The organism is Agrobacterium sp. 5Ca39 (genome assembly GCF_055382365.1).
Map to the genome: position 1 here is coordinate 1,285,638 of NZ_AP026436.1, position 15,626 is coordinate 1,301,263.

The window sequence follows — 15,626 nt, forward strand, 5'->3', positions numbered from 1 at the left end:
CATCACCGATGTTTTACAGCAAAACGCCGGGCAGAAGCCCGGCGCGAGGAGATGTCTTGAGCGGCGAGACCTTCGAAAACTCAGGTCTCCTCCAGCTCCGTGCTTGCGGATTCCGCAGCGCGCTTCCTCTCCACGAGTCGAGCCATGTAGATGGAAATCTCGTAGAGAATGATCGCAGGCAGTGCAAGACCGATCTGGGACATCGGATCCGGCGGGGTCAGCACGGCGGCGACCACAAAGGCCATGACAATCGCGAACTTGCGCTTCTCACGCAGCCAGTCGCTGGTCAGAAGGCCCACGCGCGCCAGAAGCGTCGTGACCACGGGCAGCTGGAACACCAGACCGAAGGACAGCACCAGCGTCATGATGAGGCTCAGATATTCCGACACCTTCGGCATCAGCGAAATCGCAACCTCGCCATCTTCTGGCAATTGCTGCATGGCGAGGAAGAACCACATGACCATGGGCGTGAAGAAGAAATAGACGAGCGCCGCTCCGATGAGGAACAGGATCGGCGATGCGACGAGGAACGGCAGGAAAGCGGCGCGCTCGTTCTTGTAGAGGCCGGGCGCCACGAATTTATAAAGCTGCGAGGCGATCACCGGAAAGGAGATGACCATCGCGCCGAACATGGCGACCTTGATCTGCGTGAAGAAGAATTCCTGCGGCGCGGTATAGATCAGCGACGACTTCGTCACATCAAGGCCAGCCCAGAGAACCGCCCACTTATAGGGAATGACAAGCAGGTTGAAGAGATGCTTGGCAACGGCAAAACAGGCGATGAAGGCAACGAAGAACGCACCCAGCGACCAAATCAGCCGTGTGCGCAGTTCCATCAGATGTTCGATAAGCGGCTGCGGCTTGTCCTCGATGTCCCCGCTCATGCTTCATCCTTTTTGGGCTTTGCAGCCTTTGTTCTCGCCGGCTTCACCGGCTTGGCATCGGCGGCCACGACAGGCTTTTCAGCCACGACTTTCCTGGCGGCCGCTTTTCTCGCGACGGCTTTTACGGTCGGCTTTGCAGCTGAAGTCTCCGTGGAATTGACAGCAACGGGTTCGGACGCCGCGACCGCTTTGGCGCGGCTGGCGCGTTTCGGCTTGGCGGCAACCGCTTCCGCCTCGACGGTCGCAATCGATTTAGCCCGGGCACGCTTCGGCTTTTCCGCCGGTACGACCGGTGCCGCAACGGGGGCGCTGGCAGTCACGGGCGGGGTATCCGGCAGCTTCATCTCAGGCTCGGGAATGCTGACGAGCGGTGCAACCGGCTCACTGGTCGCCGGTGCTGCGGTCGACGTAGCAGGCGAGGATGACAGGCCCTCAGGCGGCGTGGTCGCCTTCTGAAGATCGGACTTGATCTCGTTGCCGAGCTGGCGAAGCGGGTTCATCGCATCACGCAGCGAGTTGGTCGGGTTGAGATTGCGGACATCCGATATGGTCTGGCGCACATCGTCCATGTCGGCCTCTTTGAGGGCCTCATCGAACTGGGTACGGAAATCCCCCGCCATCTTGCGAAGGCCAGCCATGGTCTTGCCAAAGGCGCGGATCATGGGCGGCAAGTCTTTCGGCCCGACAACCACGATCAGTACGACCGCAATCACCAGCAGCTCGCTCCAGCCGATATCAAACATCAATATGCTCCCGAGACCCTAACGCGCGTCAGTCTCAAACCAAACGGCAGGGCCGCTTACTTGATCTCGTCAGCCTTGTGGTCGACGGTCTTCGTGTTGGCATCGGCCGGCGGCGGCGTCTGGTCTTCGTCAGCCATGCCCTTCTTGAAGCTCTTGATGCCCTTGGCGACATCGCCCATCAATTCCGGGATCTTGCCGCGTCCGAATAGAACGAGAACGATCACCAGCACGATGAGCCAATGCCACACACTAAAAGAACCCATAACTGAAACTCCTGAATTTCGCTTTCAGACGATGTAAGACGTTTGAAAGGCTTTTTCAAACAACAAATTGCCGCTTCAACAGGGTGTGAGCATAAAGTTTTTGCGTCGTGTCGCCCGCGCGATAACGATCTCAATCGTCGCCGTCGCCACCACCAGGCGCAAGCAGGCCCAGCTCTTCCAGATCAAGTTGCGTGATCGGGTCTTCATCCTCACGCAATTCGTCGCTCATCATCGGCAGGGGCACGCCGAAATTGGAAGGTATGCGGCCGGAAAGCAGCCCTGCTCCCTTCAGCTCCTCGAGCCCCGGCAGGTCGCGCAATTCCTCGAGGCCGAAATGGTCGAGAAACTCAACCGTGGTACCGATCGTCACCGGCCTGCCGGGTGTGCGCCTGCGGCCACGGAACCGGACCCAGCCCGCCTCCATCAAGACGTCAAGCGTGCCGCGCGAGGTCTGAACACCGCGGATTTCCTCGATTTCAGCGCGTGTCACCGGCTGATGATATGCGATAATCGCCAGGACTTCCAGCGCCGCGCGAGAGAGCTTCTTAGGTTCCTTTTCCTCGGCGCGGATGACGAAAGAAAGATCGCCGGCAGTGCGGAAAGCCCATTGCCCGCCCACCTGCACGAGATTGACGCCCCGGCCCGCATAGGCGGCTTTCAGATGCTGAAGAACGGCGTCGACATCCATGCCGCGCGGCAGGCGCTCCGCAATGAAACCCGGAGAGACAGGCTCGGCCGAGGCGAAAACCAAAGCCTCGGCGATCCGCTCGGCCTCTTTCAACTGGCGCTCGGAAAATACCGTGGGTTCTAGTCCCACCCCATCCGTCGCGATCGTCGCCTCGGCCGTCTCATCATTGTCAGTCATTGTCAGTCCTCTCGGCGACCGCCGCACGATCATCCCTCGTGCCACGGCGCATATAGATGGGCTGGAAAGCGCCCTCCTGCCGGATTTGCAGCGTACCCTCGCGCACAAGTTCCAGTGACGCGGCAAAGGCGCTGGCGATCGCCGTCACCCGCATCGCGGGATCGGGGACATATTGCAGCAGATACTGATCGAGCGCGGTCCATTCTCCGACATCGCCGAGGAGACCGGTTAAAAGCTCCCGCGCCTCGACCAGCGACCAGACCTGCCGTTTTTCAATGGTGACCTGGGTGATCGCCTGTCTCTGCCGCAGATTGGCGTAGGCGCTGAGCAGGTCATAAAGGCTCGCCTCGTAGGCCGAGCGGTTGATGTGCGGAATATGCTCCGGCGCACCACGGGCAAACACATCGCGACCGAGCTGGGCGCGGTTGACGAGGCGTTCCGCCGCCTCGCGCATCGCTTCCAGCCGCTTCAGCCGGAAGGCAAGGGTTGCGGCCATTTCCTCACCCGAGGGGCCGTCATCCTTGGATTGCTGCGGAATGAGAAGCTTGGACTTGAGGAAGGCGAGCCACGCGGCCATGACCAGATAATCGGCCGCCAACTCGATACGCACGCGCCGCGCGCTTTCCACGAATTGCAGATATTGCTCGGCAAGCGCCAGCACTGAAATGCGCGACAGGTCCACCTTCTGCGTGCGGGCAAGATGCAGCAGCAGATCGAGCGGGCCTTCGAAACCCGCGACATCGATGACCAGTCCGGCCTCACCCGTCAGCCGCTCCGGCGTCACATCCTGCCAGAGCTTGTCCATCGGCGTCGAATTGCGAGATTTGTCTGCGGCCATCGTTCCATCCGCCGGAGCTTCCGGCCTTGATCCCGAGTAAGCGGCCGCCCGACTATCAGGAAACGGCCCACATGGCGTTGAATTCGGCTCTCAGTTCCGCTTCGTCGGATGGGTCCGCAGTCGGGAAACCCGCTTCAACTGCCCGCACCCGCTCCAGCGACCGGCCGGAAAGAACGGGAACCTCTTTCACAACCTCGAGCATTTCACCCATCACGCCGTTGCAATGCAAGACTATATCGCAGCCGCCAGCAACAATATTCGCAGCTCTTTCACCCAGCGTGCCCTTCAACGCGTTCATCGAACTGTCGTCGGACATCAGCAGGCCGTCAAATCCGATCCGCCCGCGAATAATCTCCTCGATCACCTTCGGTGATGTCGTCGCCGGCCGTTCGCGGTCGACGGCGTTGAACACCAGATGCGCGCTCATCGCCATCAATTCGCGGTTCAGTGCCCGGAAGGGCACGAAGTCATGCGCATCCAGCTCATCGAGCGGCACGTCGACCACAGGCAGTTCATGATGCGAATCCACCATGCCGCGACCATGACCCGGCATATGTTTCATGACAGGCAGCATGCCGCCCGCCTTCAGCCCGTCGGCCGCCGCCTGCCCCATCTCGGCCACCATGGTCGGCGTATAGCCATAGGCACGGTTGCCGATGACATTGCTGGCGCCTTCCACCGGCACGTCGAGCACCGGCAGGCAATCGACGTTGATGCCGAATTTCATCAGGTCAAACGCGTGCAGTCGCGACATCAGCCAGGCGGCACGCAGACCGGCACCCCGGTCGCGCTCATAGATTTCACCGAGAATGCGGGCATTCGGATAAGCCTGCAGGATCGGCGGCTTGATACGCTGAACCCGTCCGCCCTCCTGATCAATCAGCACCGGCGCATCTGCCCGCCCGACGGCATCGCGCATGGCGGCGACGAGATCGGTGATCTGCTGCGGCTCGCCAATATTGCGCCCGAACAGGATGAAACCCCAGGGCTGCTCATCGCGGTAAAGGGCAATCTCGTCGGCAGTCAGCGAAAGCCCGCTGCATCCGAGGATCATAGCTTTGCAATCGGTCATGGTGTCACGCCTGTTACAGAATAGATGGGAAGAACTTTGCCTGCTCCTCGGCCAATGCCGGGGCAGCGACGTTTACCGTCCGTCACCCCGGCCTCCGAGCCGGGGTCCAGCGCGATCAAGTCCTTGATCGCGTAAGACTCGTTTCACGGCGCAGACGCGGCGTGGCTGGATGCCGGATCAAGTCCGGCATGACGGAGGTTAGCTGCTCCGTCACTGTCGTTAGACAATCAGCGCCGGGGTACTACCCCCGGCGCATCTCTATCACCGAGCCACCAGGCAGCTGCCACCGGCCGAACGGAACTTTTCGCACAGCGCCACGGCTTCGTTCTTGTCACCGGCCGGGATACGGACGCGGTAGAAGGTGCCCTTGCCGGCGATTTCGGCAGCCTTGATGTCGACGCCGCGTCCACCGATGACCGAGCCGAACTTGGCCGACATGTTCTGGTAGGACTTCTGCGCTTCCGCCTGGCTCGGCAGCGACGCGATCTGGATATAGTAGCCACCGGCGGACGGCGTGCTGGTCGCAGCCGGTGTAGCAGCTGCGGTCTGCTGCTGCGCGGCCTGCGGCTGAGCAGGCGCAGTCGTCGTCGGACGAACATTGCCCTGATTGGTCACCGTCGCCACGACGTTTGCGGGCTGCGAGGACGGACGTGTTGCCGGAAGCGGCGCGGCGGACTGCGCAGCCGGCTTGGTGGCGGCAGGCGTGTTGGCCTGCGGCTGAGCCTGTTCCGGCGCGACCGGAACCCGCGATGCGGCGATGACGGCGGGAGCGCCCTCACCCGGCTTGGCGGTCTGCGGCGCAGCAAGTTCCTCGACCTTGTCAGCCTTCGGCGGCTGGGCTGCCGGCACCTCGACTTCCTGTGCGACAAGCGTGCCGTCAGGCTTGACGATCATGGTGCGGACCTTGCGCGGGGAAACGCCGGTCGCAGCCGAACCTTCGTTCTGTGCGGCCTTTTCTTCCGGCGAAAGCAGGCGCGGATCCTCGGTCTCGCCAACCGGCGTGCCAGCGGCTTCCATATCGGCGTCGTTTTCGCCTTCCAGCGGCAATTGTTCGGGGATCAGAGTCCGCTGAACCACATCCACGGGCTGTTCGTTGCTGGAAATCAGCGCCGGCTGCTTCGGATCGGCAGCGCTGCCGCCGGCAACGCGATCATAAACCGCCTTGTCCTGATTGGGCACGACACGACCGCCCGGATTTTCCGGCACGACCTTCATCGGGTCGTTATCGGCGGAGATGATGACCGGCGCGCCGTTGGAACCGGTGCTCGACGAACCACCGGAGACCAGCGCGTAAACACCGCCGCCGATCAGCACCACGCCGATGGCAGCCGCAACCGGCATGATCCAGCGGCGACCGCCGCGTTCATCCTCGTCACGATAAGCAGCCTGATTGTCGACGTACGTATTTTCGGGCTCACGAGGCGCATTACCACGGGAAGCGGCAGCCTCCTGCATGGAGCGGCGGAAATCCTCTTCCAGCGCCCGTTCGAACTCGTCGGCCTCTTCCGGAGCCTGAACAGGACGAGCCTGGGCAGCTCCGCGGTTTTCCGCGTGCTTGTGGCGGTCGAGACCACCGGCAACAGCAGGAGCAAACAGCGTCGCAAGCTCGGTGTCGATGTCGAGGTCTTCCTCATGGCGGCGGGGAGCCGGCTTCGGCTCAAAAACGCCAACCGGCAGTTCCGGTACATCCATCTCGACGATGGTTTCCGGATGCTCTTCCGTCTCACCGATCTGCGAGGGATCGAAAGGCAGGCTTTCCAGCGTCTGTGGCGCGACAGGCTGGGGAGCGGCCGGGCGCGGCTGAACCGGAGCGGCAGCAACAGGTGCGGCGGCAACGGCAGCAACAGGTGCGACAACGGGCGCAGGCCGGGGCTGCGGTGCGGGCTGCACCTTCACCGGCTGCGGTGCGGGTGCCTGAACGGCCACCGGCGCGGCCGGCTGCTGGCGGACCGGCTGCGGTGCAGGCGCTGGCGCGACCTCCGCTTCAGCGATGTCGGACAGATCCAGATCGAGATCGAGATCGTCAAGCGCAAGCTCGAAATCATCATCGTTGAAGCCGGCGAAATCAAGCTCCTCCGGGGGTGCTGCGGGCGCTGCATCGGCAACCGGCGCTGCCTTCACCGGAGCGGCAGTAACCACGGGCGGTTCAACCTTGGCAGCCTGCGCTGCGGGGACCGCCTGCACGAGCGGCGCTTCACCGCGACCGGGAATGGAATATTTCGCGACGTCGTAAATCAACTCGTCCATCGGCGAGAGATGTTTCGCCGCCGGCTTCTCGGCAGCCTCAACCGTCAGAGGCTCTGCGGCAGGCGTAAAGACCTCGGCGACCGAAGGCGTGAAGGATGGCGCGGTCTCTTCCGCCTGGACGACGGCAGGCACGGGAGCGACTTCGACCTGAGGCTCTACCCGGGCCGCGGCAGGCTGCCGTTCGGAGCGCGGCTCAACCCGCTTCGGGTCGGCAGCCGAAACATCGCGGCGGGCTCCGAAATTGGCAAGCGGCAACCGCAGGCTCGAAAATTCCAGCGAAGACCGGCCGCCATGCGATGGCGGACGAACGGAAATCGGAGCAGGCGCCTGTTCGGCGACGGCGATTTCCACTTCATCGGCGAGATCGAGGCTCTGGGACTCCGGTGTAGCAGCATAAGCGGCGGCAGCAATATTGCTGGAGACATCTGCCGGAAGCTCCGGCATGGCGTGCCATTCCGGCTGGACGGGTTCCGCGGCCTGCGGCTCTTCCCATGCCACCTGTGAGGCAGCCTGCTCGTAGACCATCGGCTCGGCAGGACGCGCCTGGCGCGAATGCACATCGAAAACTTCAGCCACCGCGCCGGCATCATCGCGGAAATCCGCCCGGATATCCTGCGTGGGGGTTTCGACGTAATTGTGGATATAGGCCTCATTGACCTCTGGAAGCAGCTCTTCCGCTGCTTCGGGAGCGAATGTCACCTCGGGTTCCGGTTCAGCTGCCGGCGCAAGTGCGGGCTCGCGGCGAGCGAAAACGGATTCGACCCGCTGCATGAAATCGCTTGGATGGATGCCTGCACGAACATCGTTTGCCGGATCAAGAACGATCGGATCAGCATGCGGCGCATCGTAAACCTCGAATTCCCGAAGCAGCTCGTCCTCGAGATTAAATTCGGGTTCGCGGCGGGCAACCGGTGAGGCAGCGCGTGGCGCAGCTTCGGAACCCGCATGCGAAGGACGATCTTCGAAGCCGACGATACGCGCCAGTTCTGCCAGAGGATCGTTGTCAGCGAAGCCTTCGGACCGGGCGTCCCGGTTATACGCGACATTTTTTTCGACCATTACGTGTTCCACCATCTACGCATTGCAGCTCTTGCCAGCGTATTGTGAGCAAATAATGGTGAGATGTTATCGCATTTCGTCAGGTGCGTCCGCTCCTAAAAGCGTCAGTCCAGACCTCAGAACATTCGCGACAGCATTCACCAGCCCAAGTCTGGCAATGCTCAATTCTCGGTTTTTATCGTTAATAAAACGTAATTCCTGATGGTCTTTACCCTTGTTCCAGTGTCCATGGAAGGAACTGGCGAGATCATAGAGGTAAAAAGCAAGCCGGTGCGGCTCATGCGAAAGGGCCGCGGATTCGATCAGGCGCGGATATTCCGCGAGTTTTGCAACCAGCTGCAACTCATTGATATCGCTGATCAAAGATACAGATGCCGCCATCTCCTCAGCCGAAGGAGAAAGCCCCGGAAACGCTTCCTGCGCCTGCCGGAAGATCGACATTGAGCGGGCATGCGCATATTGCACGTAAAAGACCGGATTATCCTTCGATTGTTCGGTCACTTTTGCAAAATCGAAGTCCAGCGGCTCGGAATTCTTCCGATAAAGCATCATGAATCGCACCGGATCGCGACCCACTTCGTCGACAACGTCGCGCAGGGTCACGAAGTCGCCGGAGCGCTTCGACATCTTCACCGGCTCACCATCGCGGAACAGCTTGACGAGCTGGCACAGAAGAACCGTCAGCTTCGACTTGCCCTCGGAGACGGCGCGCGCGACGGCTTCAAGACGCTTGACGTAACCGCCATGGTCGGCGCCGAGCACATAGATCATCTCGGAAAAACCACGGTCGAACTTGTTCTTGAAATAGGCGACGTCGGCGGCGAAATAGGTGTAGGAACCGTCCGACTTCATCAGCGCGCGGTCCATATCGTCGCCCACTTCGGTGGAGCGGAACAGCGTCTGTTCGCGGTCTTCCCAGTCATCAGGCAATTCGCCCTTCGGCGGCGGCAGCGTGCCCTTGTAGACATGGCCCTTGAAGGTGAGGTCGTTGATGGCCGACAGGATCGGCCCGCCATTGCCCTCATGCAGCGTGCGCTCCGAAAAGAACACGTCGTGCCGGACGTTGAGAAGCGCCAAATCCTCGCGGATCATCGCCATCATCGCGTCGATCGCCTTGTCCTTGACGATAGGCATCCACTTTTCTTCAGGCATGGCGCGCAGCTTGATGCCATATTCATCGGCCAGCGCCTGGCCGACGGGAACGAGGTAATCACCGGGATAGAGACCGGACGGGATGGTGCCGATATCTTCGCCCAGCGCCTCGCGATACCGAAGGAACACCGAACGGGCCAGCACATCGATCTGCGAGCCGGCATCGTTGATGTAATATTCTTTGGTGACGCCGTAACCAGCAAATGCGAGCAGGTTCGCCAACGTGTCGCCGACCACGGCGCCACGGCAATGGCCGACATGCATCGGGCCGGTCGGGTTGGCCGAGACATATTCGACGTTGATCTTCTGGCCCGCACCGATGGTGGAGCGGCCGAAATCGATACCCTGGTTGATCATATCTGCCAGCAGACGCTGCCAGTAACCAACCGACACTTTGAGATTGATAAAGCCGGGACCCGCGACATTGACGCTATCGACATCGCCATCCGCCTGAAGCGCCGGCACGATGAGTTCGGCCAGGGCGCGCGGATTGGTGCCGAGCGGTTTCGCCAGCACCATGGCGGCATTGGTTGCGACATCGCCGTGGCTGAGATCACGCGGGGATTCGACGGTAATTCGACTGAAATCGACCTTTTCGCGGTTCTCTTTCACGAGGTCGAGGGTCTCGAGCGCGTTTTTGATCCTGGTATCGAAATCGGCAAAAATGTTCATCGTTCCAACCTGCGCGAAGGGCTTCTGTTCATGTCCGGTATTTTAGCCGGTCGGCTTCGCGATCGCCCGCTGCCCTATCTCAAATCGGGGGTGTGGTCAAACAGCCGCTGGTGGGCGCGCAGTGCATAACTATCGGTCATGCCGGCCAGATAGTCGCCCACATGCCGGGCTTTTGCGGCGACGCTCATGCCGGAAATGCTGTCTACCCAGTAGTGGCTCTGCATCTCCGCCGGCGTTTCCATATATCGGTGGAAAAGATCGGTGACGATCTGCGTCGCGCCGGCGCGGATGCGCATGATGTCCGGGTGCCGGTAGATATGGGCAAACAGCAGCTTCTTGATCTGCCTGTCAGTCTCGGCCATCCCAGGCGAAAAGGTGGCGACGGTAAAATCGGCGGCCCTGATGTCGGCAGCCCGCTGCGGCTTCAGCCGGGCAAGATTTTGCTGCGCCACGCCGATCACATCCTCAACCATGTGAGTGATCTGGCGGCGCATGATCTCGTTGGCGAAACGTTCCTTGTCGAGCACGGGATATTTCGCCCGCACCTGCGCCATCAGGCCGCTGAGGAATGGTACCTCCTCCAGCATGTCGAAGGTGAGATAACCGGCCCGCAGACCGTCATCGATATCGTGGGTATTGTAGGCGATGTCATCGGCAATCGCCGCCACCTGCGCCTCAAGGCTGGCATAGCTGCCGATCTCGAGATCCTGCAACTCGCAATATTCGAGGATGGGCAGCGGAACCGGCCCTTTGATCCCCTCACCCTTCGCGTTCACCAGCGGGCCATTATGCTTGACGAGACCTTCCAGCGTTTCCCAGGTCAGGTTGATGCCGTCATATTCGGCATAACGGCGCTCCAGCTTGGTGACGATACGCAGGGACTGTGCATTGTGGTCAAACCCGCCATAGGGCAACAGCACCGCATCGAGCGCGTCTTCGCCGGTATGGCCGAAAGGCGTGTGGCCGAAATCATGCACCAGCGCCACGCCTTCGGCCAGATCCTCGTCCAGCTTCAGCGCGCGGGCGAGCGCCCGGGCAATCTGCGCCACCTCAATGGTGTGGGTAAGCCGCGTGCGGTAATGGTCTCCGTCGGGGCTGATGAAGACCTGCGTCTTGTGCTTCAGGCGGCGAAAGGCTGTCGTGTGGACGATGCGGTCCCGGTCACGCTGGAATTCGGAACGCGTCAGGCTTCCTTCTTCCGGAAACAGACGCCCGCGCGTCGTCCATGGATCCGAGGCGAAAACCGCCCTCTCCCCACTTCCGAAACCCAATGCGCGCTGGTCTATGATCATGCATCCACCTGTTGACTTCTTATGGCGGCGACTTCCTTTTGGTCTCGGCCATTGACCTTTTCATTCACCCTTCATACCTATCGCAGAGGTCAGCGCAAAGCATCATCGCCGCGCAGACGCCCTCACACAGGCTATAGACCGTTAATTTGACCGGTTTATAATGGTGACAACGAGATTATTGCTCTCCGGTTCTTGACCCCGGCAGGAGGAACGACATGGAAAACAGCGACATTACCCTTTCGGAAGCAGCGGCAAAGCGAATCGCCCAGATCGTCGCCGCCGACGCCGGCAAACAGGCGCTGCGCGTCTCCGTCGAAGGCGGCGGCTGCTCGGGCTTCTCCTACAAGTTCGATCTGGCCGAAGACCCCGCCGATGACGACATCGTGATTGCGCGCGGTGATGCCAAGGTGCTGATCGACAGCCTTTCGGTCGTCTATATGGCGGGCTCTGAAATCGACTTCGTCGATAATCTGCTCGGCCAGTCCTTCCAGATCAAGAACCCCAATGCCGTGGCAAGCTGCGGCTGCGGCACCAGCTTCTCGATCTGAGTGAAACGGTCCGCGGCTCTGCCTCAATGCTCTCAGCTTTGAGGTGATCCGCGTCCCTCTCCTGCCTCATCCCTGTCTCCCCGCCGCGCAGACGCGCGTCGGCTGGATTCCTGTAACAAGCACAGGAATGAGGGGGTAGAGACATGACGCTGACTTCGCGGCCCAATTCACTCTACAAACCTCCCCTCTATCCACCACATCCTCGCCACCACCTTCCAAAAACGGTGGCAATCGCTTTTGCATCGGGTAAAAGTACCCTCACAAAAGGGAAACTCCGATGAAGATTGCCACCTGGAACATCAACGGCGTCAAGGCGCGCATCGAAAACCTCTGCCAGTGGCTGAAGGATTCTTCGCCTGATATCGTCTGCCTTCAGGAGATCAAGTCGGTCGATGAGGGGTTTCCGCGGCTGGAGATTGAGGCGCTTGGTTATCACGTCGAGACCCACGGCCAGAAGGGCTTCAACGGCGTTGCCCTGCTCTCCAAGGTGAAGCCCGATGAGGTCAATCGTGGCCTGCCGGGTGATGATGCCGACGAGCAGGCGCGTTTCATCGAAGGCGTGTTTTCCGTCGACGGTGGCGCCATCCGCGTCTGCTCGCTTTACCTGCCGAACGGCAATCCGCCTGACGATCCGGTCAAATATCCCTACAAGCTCGCCTGGATGGAGCGGCTGCGGCGCTTTGCCGAAGATCGCCTCGCGTTCGAGGAGCCGCTGATCCTCGCGGGGGACTACAACGTCATTCCGGAACCGTTCGATTGTCACGACCCCCGCGTGTGGGAAGGTGACGCGCTGTTTCTGCCGAAGACCCGCGCAGCCTTCCGCAAGCTGGAGAACCTTGGCTTTACCGATGCCGCACGTGCGACGACGGATGAAGCAGGACTATATTCCTTCTGGGATTATCAGGCCGGCGCATGGCCGAAAAATAACGGCATCCGCATCGACCATCTGATGCTGTCAGCCGAAGCAGCCGACAGGCTGGAATCGGTCAGCATCGAAAAACATGTGCGTGCGTGGGAAAAACCATCCGACCACGTGCCGGTCTGCGGTTACTTCGATTTCAGCCCCGCTGGCTGACAGGCCATCTTTACCGAGCTCTGGCGCGGCAATTTTCAATCCGGATCGTCAATCCGCATGGTCTGCGCCATTGCGATTGCCGCGCGGCGATCGTTCTCACCCGCCAGCGAAAAGGCCTGCTCCTGCAGGTTCTGAATCCAGGTGCAGTCCGCCGCCGTGCATTTATCCAGCGCCGCCGTCATGAAGGCGAGGCCCTGCGTCGTCTGGCCTTCCTGGAAGATCAGGTTGCCGAAAATCGACATGGCGCCGGCATGGCCGTGTTTGCGGGCCTGGTTGAGCCATTTCTTTGCCTGCTGCACATCCGCGCGGCCACCCTCGCCGGCAAGAATCATCTCTGCCAGACGGAACTGGGCCTCAGCCACACCGAAGGTGGAAGCAACCTGGAAATAAAGCTGTCGGGCCTGTGAAAGGTCCATTTTGACGGGGCTTCCGGGAATGCCGTGGCGGTAATAATCAGCGAGAGACAGCAGCGCATTGACGAAAAAGCCCGTATCCTCCGATCCCGGTTCGACACCCTGATTGGCGATTTCGCTGTAGATCTTGAAAGCTTCGAAGTCGTTCTTGGCGACGCCATCGCCATAGGCATACATGTTGGCAAGCGCCCAGCGCGAGCCTGTATGGCCCTTTTCGGCCGCGTAGCGATAGGCCTCGACAGCTTCACCCTTGTTGCCGTTCTTGTAGGCCTTGAAGCCGAACTTGAACAGGTCGAAGGGGCCGGATTCCTTGGTCACGCCCGCATTGATGTCAAAAGCCGCGGCAGGCATTGCGAGCGACGCAAGCAACATGCCCATGAGGAGCGGCTTTAAAACGTTGGCTTCACATTTCAGCATTTCAGCGAACTTCTCTCACTCTTCCCGGCATATAGCCAATACTTGCGGAATACTGCAAAGCCGAACCCCGCCGGGTCGCGATTTTTCGAACACACTGCGTCTTTCCGGCAGCACTTTCCAGCGCACCACCGGTGGTCTCCTGCGGCAATTGCCCAAATTTTCCAGTTAGACAGATATAGGCATAATTTCCGGCAATATAACGGCGTTCCGCCATCCACCGGTCAGCGCCAAACAAGAAATCCGGACGAAATTCCCGTATTACTTGCTTAAACCCTGAATCCAAACCTGTTTTCACTTTCTGCAACCCCGCGGGCCCACATCAAACGCCTGCATGTTCTTCCGATCCCGCCGCCCTAAACATAAGCCAAGCACCCTGTTTGTGGCGGGAAATGGACAGATATGCTCACATTCCAACGCGACCCCACGCTTGCAGAAAAGTGTTGCCAAATCGTCACAAAACTTTCGGGTCAGAAAATTTTATCGAGAAGGAATCATAGTCGGACATGAAAAAAGGCCCGGTTGGTAAACCGGACCTTTATTTTAGCATTAGCGAAAGGATCAGATCAGAACTTGACCTTCACACCCGTCGAGATGGCTGCCACGAGGTCGTTGCCGAAATCGTAGCCTGCCTCGTTGCCGCAGGTGAAACCAGCGCCGCAGGGTCCGCCATTGATGGAGGAGCTGCCCGAGGTCAGGAGGCCGAGAGCGCCGGCAATCTTGAACTCGATGTTCTTGTTGGGCGAATAGACAATCTGTGTGCCGAGCGTCCACGTATCTGTCTGGGTGCCGATGACCGTGGACGTACCGCGATCCCAGGTCAGGCTGACGGCTCCGCTCCACTGTTCGTTGAACTTGTGACCAACGCCGCCGGAGATCGTCCAGCCGTCGCGATAGAACAGGTCAAGCGTGTTCAGGGTGTCTGCGCCACTTGGGACGCAGGGAGATGTGCCGACCGCGCAGAAAGGAATGACCTGAATCTGGCTCCAGTCTGTCCACTTCACGGAACCGAAAGCAAGCCAGTCCGGCGCTATGCCGGATTGAACTTTTAGTTCGATGCTGTCTGGCATGGAAACAGAGCCATAGATCGGCACGAGCTTGCCGCCGTATTTTGCAAGCGTCGGAGATATGGACGGCGGTGTCTGTGGGATCCCTCTAACATCGGCGAAGCCGGTCAAATCGTGATCGACAGCGCTGTTATAAACAAGGCTGGCGCGGAACGCGATCTCGGGAATCTCGTAGGCCATGCCGGCGCGCCAGCCCCAGCCGTCACCTTCCATCTCAAGTTTGCCGACGCCGCTGAAGCCGGACCAGGCCGGATTGAGGCCCAGAACGGCCGGCCCGAGAACCTGACGATACTTATAGCCGCTCAATTCCTGATAGAAGCCGCCGCCGATAATCGAGAAGTCACCCTTGCCAAGATCGAACTTCACCCGGCAGGTGGTCGCGTAATTGTGCGACTTGACCTTGGTTTCGATATTGTAGCTCGATCCCTGCCAGATACCGGGATTGAGATGCGCGCCCCAGGGCTGCGAATAGTCGAACATGCAGTCGCCGAAATCGCCGATCGATGCCTTGGCCCCGATGCGGGTCGACCAGAAGTTTTCGGAGTCATCTGCCGTCCTGGACCAGGATGCAGGCAAGGGGCCACTTTTCAGCGGATTGTCCCGCGCATTCTCTATCTTGCGCTGCGGTGCGACGAAGGTCGCGGAGCTGTCGAGAACGTAATCGGACGGATCGAACAACAGATCGATATTATAACCGCCGCGCTCGAGACCGCCGGCCAGTGAAGGCGTTACCGCCGCGATGCTGACTGCGAAACATACCGCGCCGCGAAAAATTGCAGTTTTTGCCATCTCTCTCCCCAATCAAGGCAATGTGATCATCAAAAGAGTGAAGCGCTTCGCGGAAAATGACAATCTGCCGCACACTGGCACAGTTCTGCGACACTTCTCCATTTTTTACGTAAGAATTTCATGTCCATCCCCTTGCATAATCATTTTAGGTTATTTTTCTAATTAAACGGAAGCGACACGACACAAAATGAAACAATTTCCCACGCGTGACGGGAATTGTCGCCAAATAACCA

General features: G+C 60.0%; 14 protein-coding genes. 2 read left to right on the forward strand and 12 right to left on the reverse strand.

Annotated elements, in window-relative coordinates:
• Positions 1–80: 80 nt before the first annotated feature.
• The 9 genes from tatC to ACZ47E_RS06335 form a co-directional block, all read right to left on the reverse strand.
• Positions 81–884: a twin-arginine translocase subunit TatC gene (gene tatC / locus ACZ47E_RS06295; protein ID WP_022556270.1), complete on the reverse strand. Its 804-nt coding sequence runs from the start codon at positions 882–884 to the stop codon at positions 81–83.
• Positions 881–1,627, reverse strand: a complete 747-nt coding sequence (gene tatB, locus ACZ47E_RS06300; protein ID WP_004442140.1) for a Sec-independent protein translocase protein TatB — start codon at positions 1,625–1,627, stop codon at positions 881–883. The genes tatC and tatB overlap by 4 nt, the downstream gene beginning before the upstream one ends.
• 56 nt (positions 1,628–1,683) lie before the next feature.
• On the reverse strand, positions 1,684–1,890 hold the full coding sequence (locus tag ACZ47E_RS06305; RefSeq protein WP_003509722.1) for a twin-arginine translocase TatA/TatE family subunit: 207 nt from the start codon (positions 1,888–1,890) through the stop codon (positions 1,684–1,686).
• Between the two features lie 130 nt (positions 1,891–2,020).
• Positions 2,021–2,755 carry an SMC-Scp complex subunit ScpB gene (gene scpB / locus ACZ47E_RS06310; RefSeq protein WP_004442146.1) on the reverse strand — a complete coding sequence of 245 codons (735 nt, stop codon included), beginning with the start codon at positions 2,753–2,755 and terminating at the stop codon, positions 2,021–2,023.
• On the reverse strand, positions 2,748–3,593 hold the full coding sequence (locus tag ACZ47E_RS06315) for a segregation and condensation protein A (protein WP_034498970.1): 846 nt from the start codon (positions 3,591–3,593) through the stop codon (positions 2,748–2,750). Before ACZ47E_RS06315 ends, scpB begins: the two co-directional genes overlap by 8 nt.
• A gap of 55 nt (positions 3,594–3,648) precedes the next feature.
• A complete protein-coding gene (nagZ, locus tag ACZ47E_RS06320) occupies positions 3,649–4,665 on the reverse strand; it encodes a beta-N-acetylhexosaminidase (RefSeq protein ID WP_022556274.1) in 1,017 nt (338 codons plus the stop codon).
• 261 nt (positions 4,666–4,926) lie between these two features.
• On the reverse strand, positions 4,927–7,971 hold the full coding sequence (locus ACZ47E_RS06325; RefSeq protein WP_464016916.1) for an SPOR domain-containing protein: 3,045 nt from the start codon (positions 7,969–7,971) through the stop codon (positions 4,927–4,929).
• Positions 7,972–8,037: 66 nt separating this feature from the next.
• A complete protein-coding gene (argS, locus tag ACZ47E_RS06330) occupies positions 8,038–9,795 on the reverse strand; it encodes an arginine--tRNA ligase (RefSeq protein ID WP_004442158.1) in 1,758 nt (585 codons plus the stop codon).
• Positions 9,796–9,869: 74 nt separating this feature from the next.
• The gene (locus ACZ47E_RS06335) at positions 9,870–11,087 is read right to left on the reverse strand and encodes a deoxyguanosinetriphosphate triphosphohydrolase (RefSeq protein ID WP_278066802.1); all 1,218 of its coding nucleotides are present in this window, start codon (positions 11,085–11,087) and stop codon (positions 9,870–9,872) included.
• 215 nt (positions 11,088–11,302) lie between these two features.
• Between ACZ47E_RS06335 and erpA the strand changes: the two genes are divergently transcribed.
• Both erpA and xth read left to right on the forward strand, forming a co-directional pair.
• Positions 11,303–11,635, forward strand: a complete 333-nt coding sequence (erpA, locus tag ACZ47E_RS06340) for an iron-sulfur cluster insertion protein ErpA (RefSeq protein ID WP_003515615.1) — start codon at positions 11,303–11,305, stop codon at positions 11,633–11,635.
• A 277-nt stretch (positions 11,636–11,912) separates the two neighbouring features.
• The gene (xth, locus tag ACZ47E_RS06345; RefSeq protein ID WP_004442163.1) at positions 11,913–12,710 is read left to right on the forward strand and encodes an exodeoxyribonuclease III; all 798 of its coding nucleotides are present in this window, start codon (positions 11,913–11,915) and stop codon (positions 12,708–12,710) included.
• A gap of 35 nt (positions 12,711–12,745) precedes the next feature.
• Here xth and exoR read toward each other — a convergent pair whose 3' ends face one another.
• The 3 genes from exoR to ACZ47E_RS06360 form a co-directional block, all read right to left on the reverse strand.
• A complete protein-coding gene (gene exoR, locus ACZ47E_RS06350) occupies positions 12,746–13,540 on the reverse strand; it encodes an exopolysaccharide production regulator ExoR (protein WP_004442165.1) in 795 nt (264 codons plus the stop codon).
• Position 13,541: 1 nt separating this feature from the next.
• Positions 13,542–13,835, reverse strand: a complete 294-nt coding sequence (locus ACZ47E_RS06355; RefSeq protein ID WP_278067460.1) for a hypothetical protein — start codon at positions 13,833–13,835, stop codon at positions 13,542–13,544.
• Positions 13,836–14,103: 268 nt separating this feature from the next.
• A complete protein-coding gene (locus ACZ47E_RS06360; RefSeq protein ID WP_278066803.1) occupies positions 14,104–15,393 on the reverse strand; it encodes an OmpP1/FadL family transporter in 1,290 nt (429 codons plus the stop codon).
• Positions 15,394–15,626 lie beyond the last annotated feature (233 nt).

Coding starts and splice junctions, on each gene's coding strand:
- ACZ47E_RS06315 (WP_034498970.1), bottom strand. CDS start 3,593: ATGGCCGCAGACAAATCTCGCAATTCGACGCCGATGGACAAGCTCTGG.
- exoR (WP_004442165.1), bottom strand. CDS start 13,540: ATGCTGAAATGTGAAGCCAACGTTTTAAAGCCGCTCCTCATGGGCATG.
- erpA (WP_003515615.1), top strand. CDS start 11,303: ATGGAAAACAGCGACATTACCCTTTCGGAAGCAGCGGCAAAGCGAATC.
- ACZ47E_RS06335 (WP_278066802.1), bottom strand. CDS start 11,087: ATGATCATAGACCAGCGCGCATTGGGTTTCGGAAGTGGGGAGAGGGCG.
- tatB (WP_004442140.1), bottom strand. CDS start 1,627: ATGTTTGATATCGGCTGGAGCGAGCTGCTGGTGATTGCGGTCGTACTG.
- argS (WP_004442158.1), bottom strand. CDS start 9,795: ATGAACATTTTTGCCGATTTCGATACCAGGATCAAAAACGCGCTCGAG.
- scpB (WP_004442146.1), bottom strand. CDS start 2,755: ATGACTGACAATGATGAGACGGCCGAGGCGACGATCGCGACGGATGGG.
- nagZ (WP_022556274.1), bottom strand. CDS start 4,665: ATGACCGATTGCAAAGCTATGATCCTCGGATGCAGCGGGCTTTCGCTG.
- xth (WP_004442163.1), top strand. CDS start 11,913: ATGAAGATTGCCACCTGGAACATCAACGGCGTCAAGGCGCGCATCGAA.
- ACZ47E_RS06325 (WP_464016916.1), bottom strand. CDS start 7,971: ATGGTCGAAAAAAATGTCGCGTATAACCGGGACGCCCGGTCCGAAGGC.
- ACZ47E_RS06360 (WP_278066803.1), bottom strand. CDS start 15,393: ATGGCAAAAACTGCAATTTTTCGCGGCGCGGTATGTTTCGCAGTCAGC.
- tatC (WP_022556270.1), bottom strand. CDS start 884: ATGAGCGGGGACATCGAGGACAAGCCGCAGCCGCTTATCGAACATCTG.
- ACZ47E_RS06305 (WP_003509722.1), bottom strand. CDS start 1,890: ATGGGTTCTTTTAGTGTGTGGCATTGGCTCATCGTGCTGGTGATCGTT.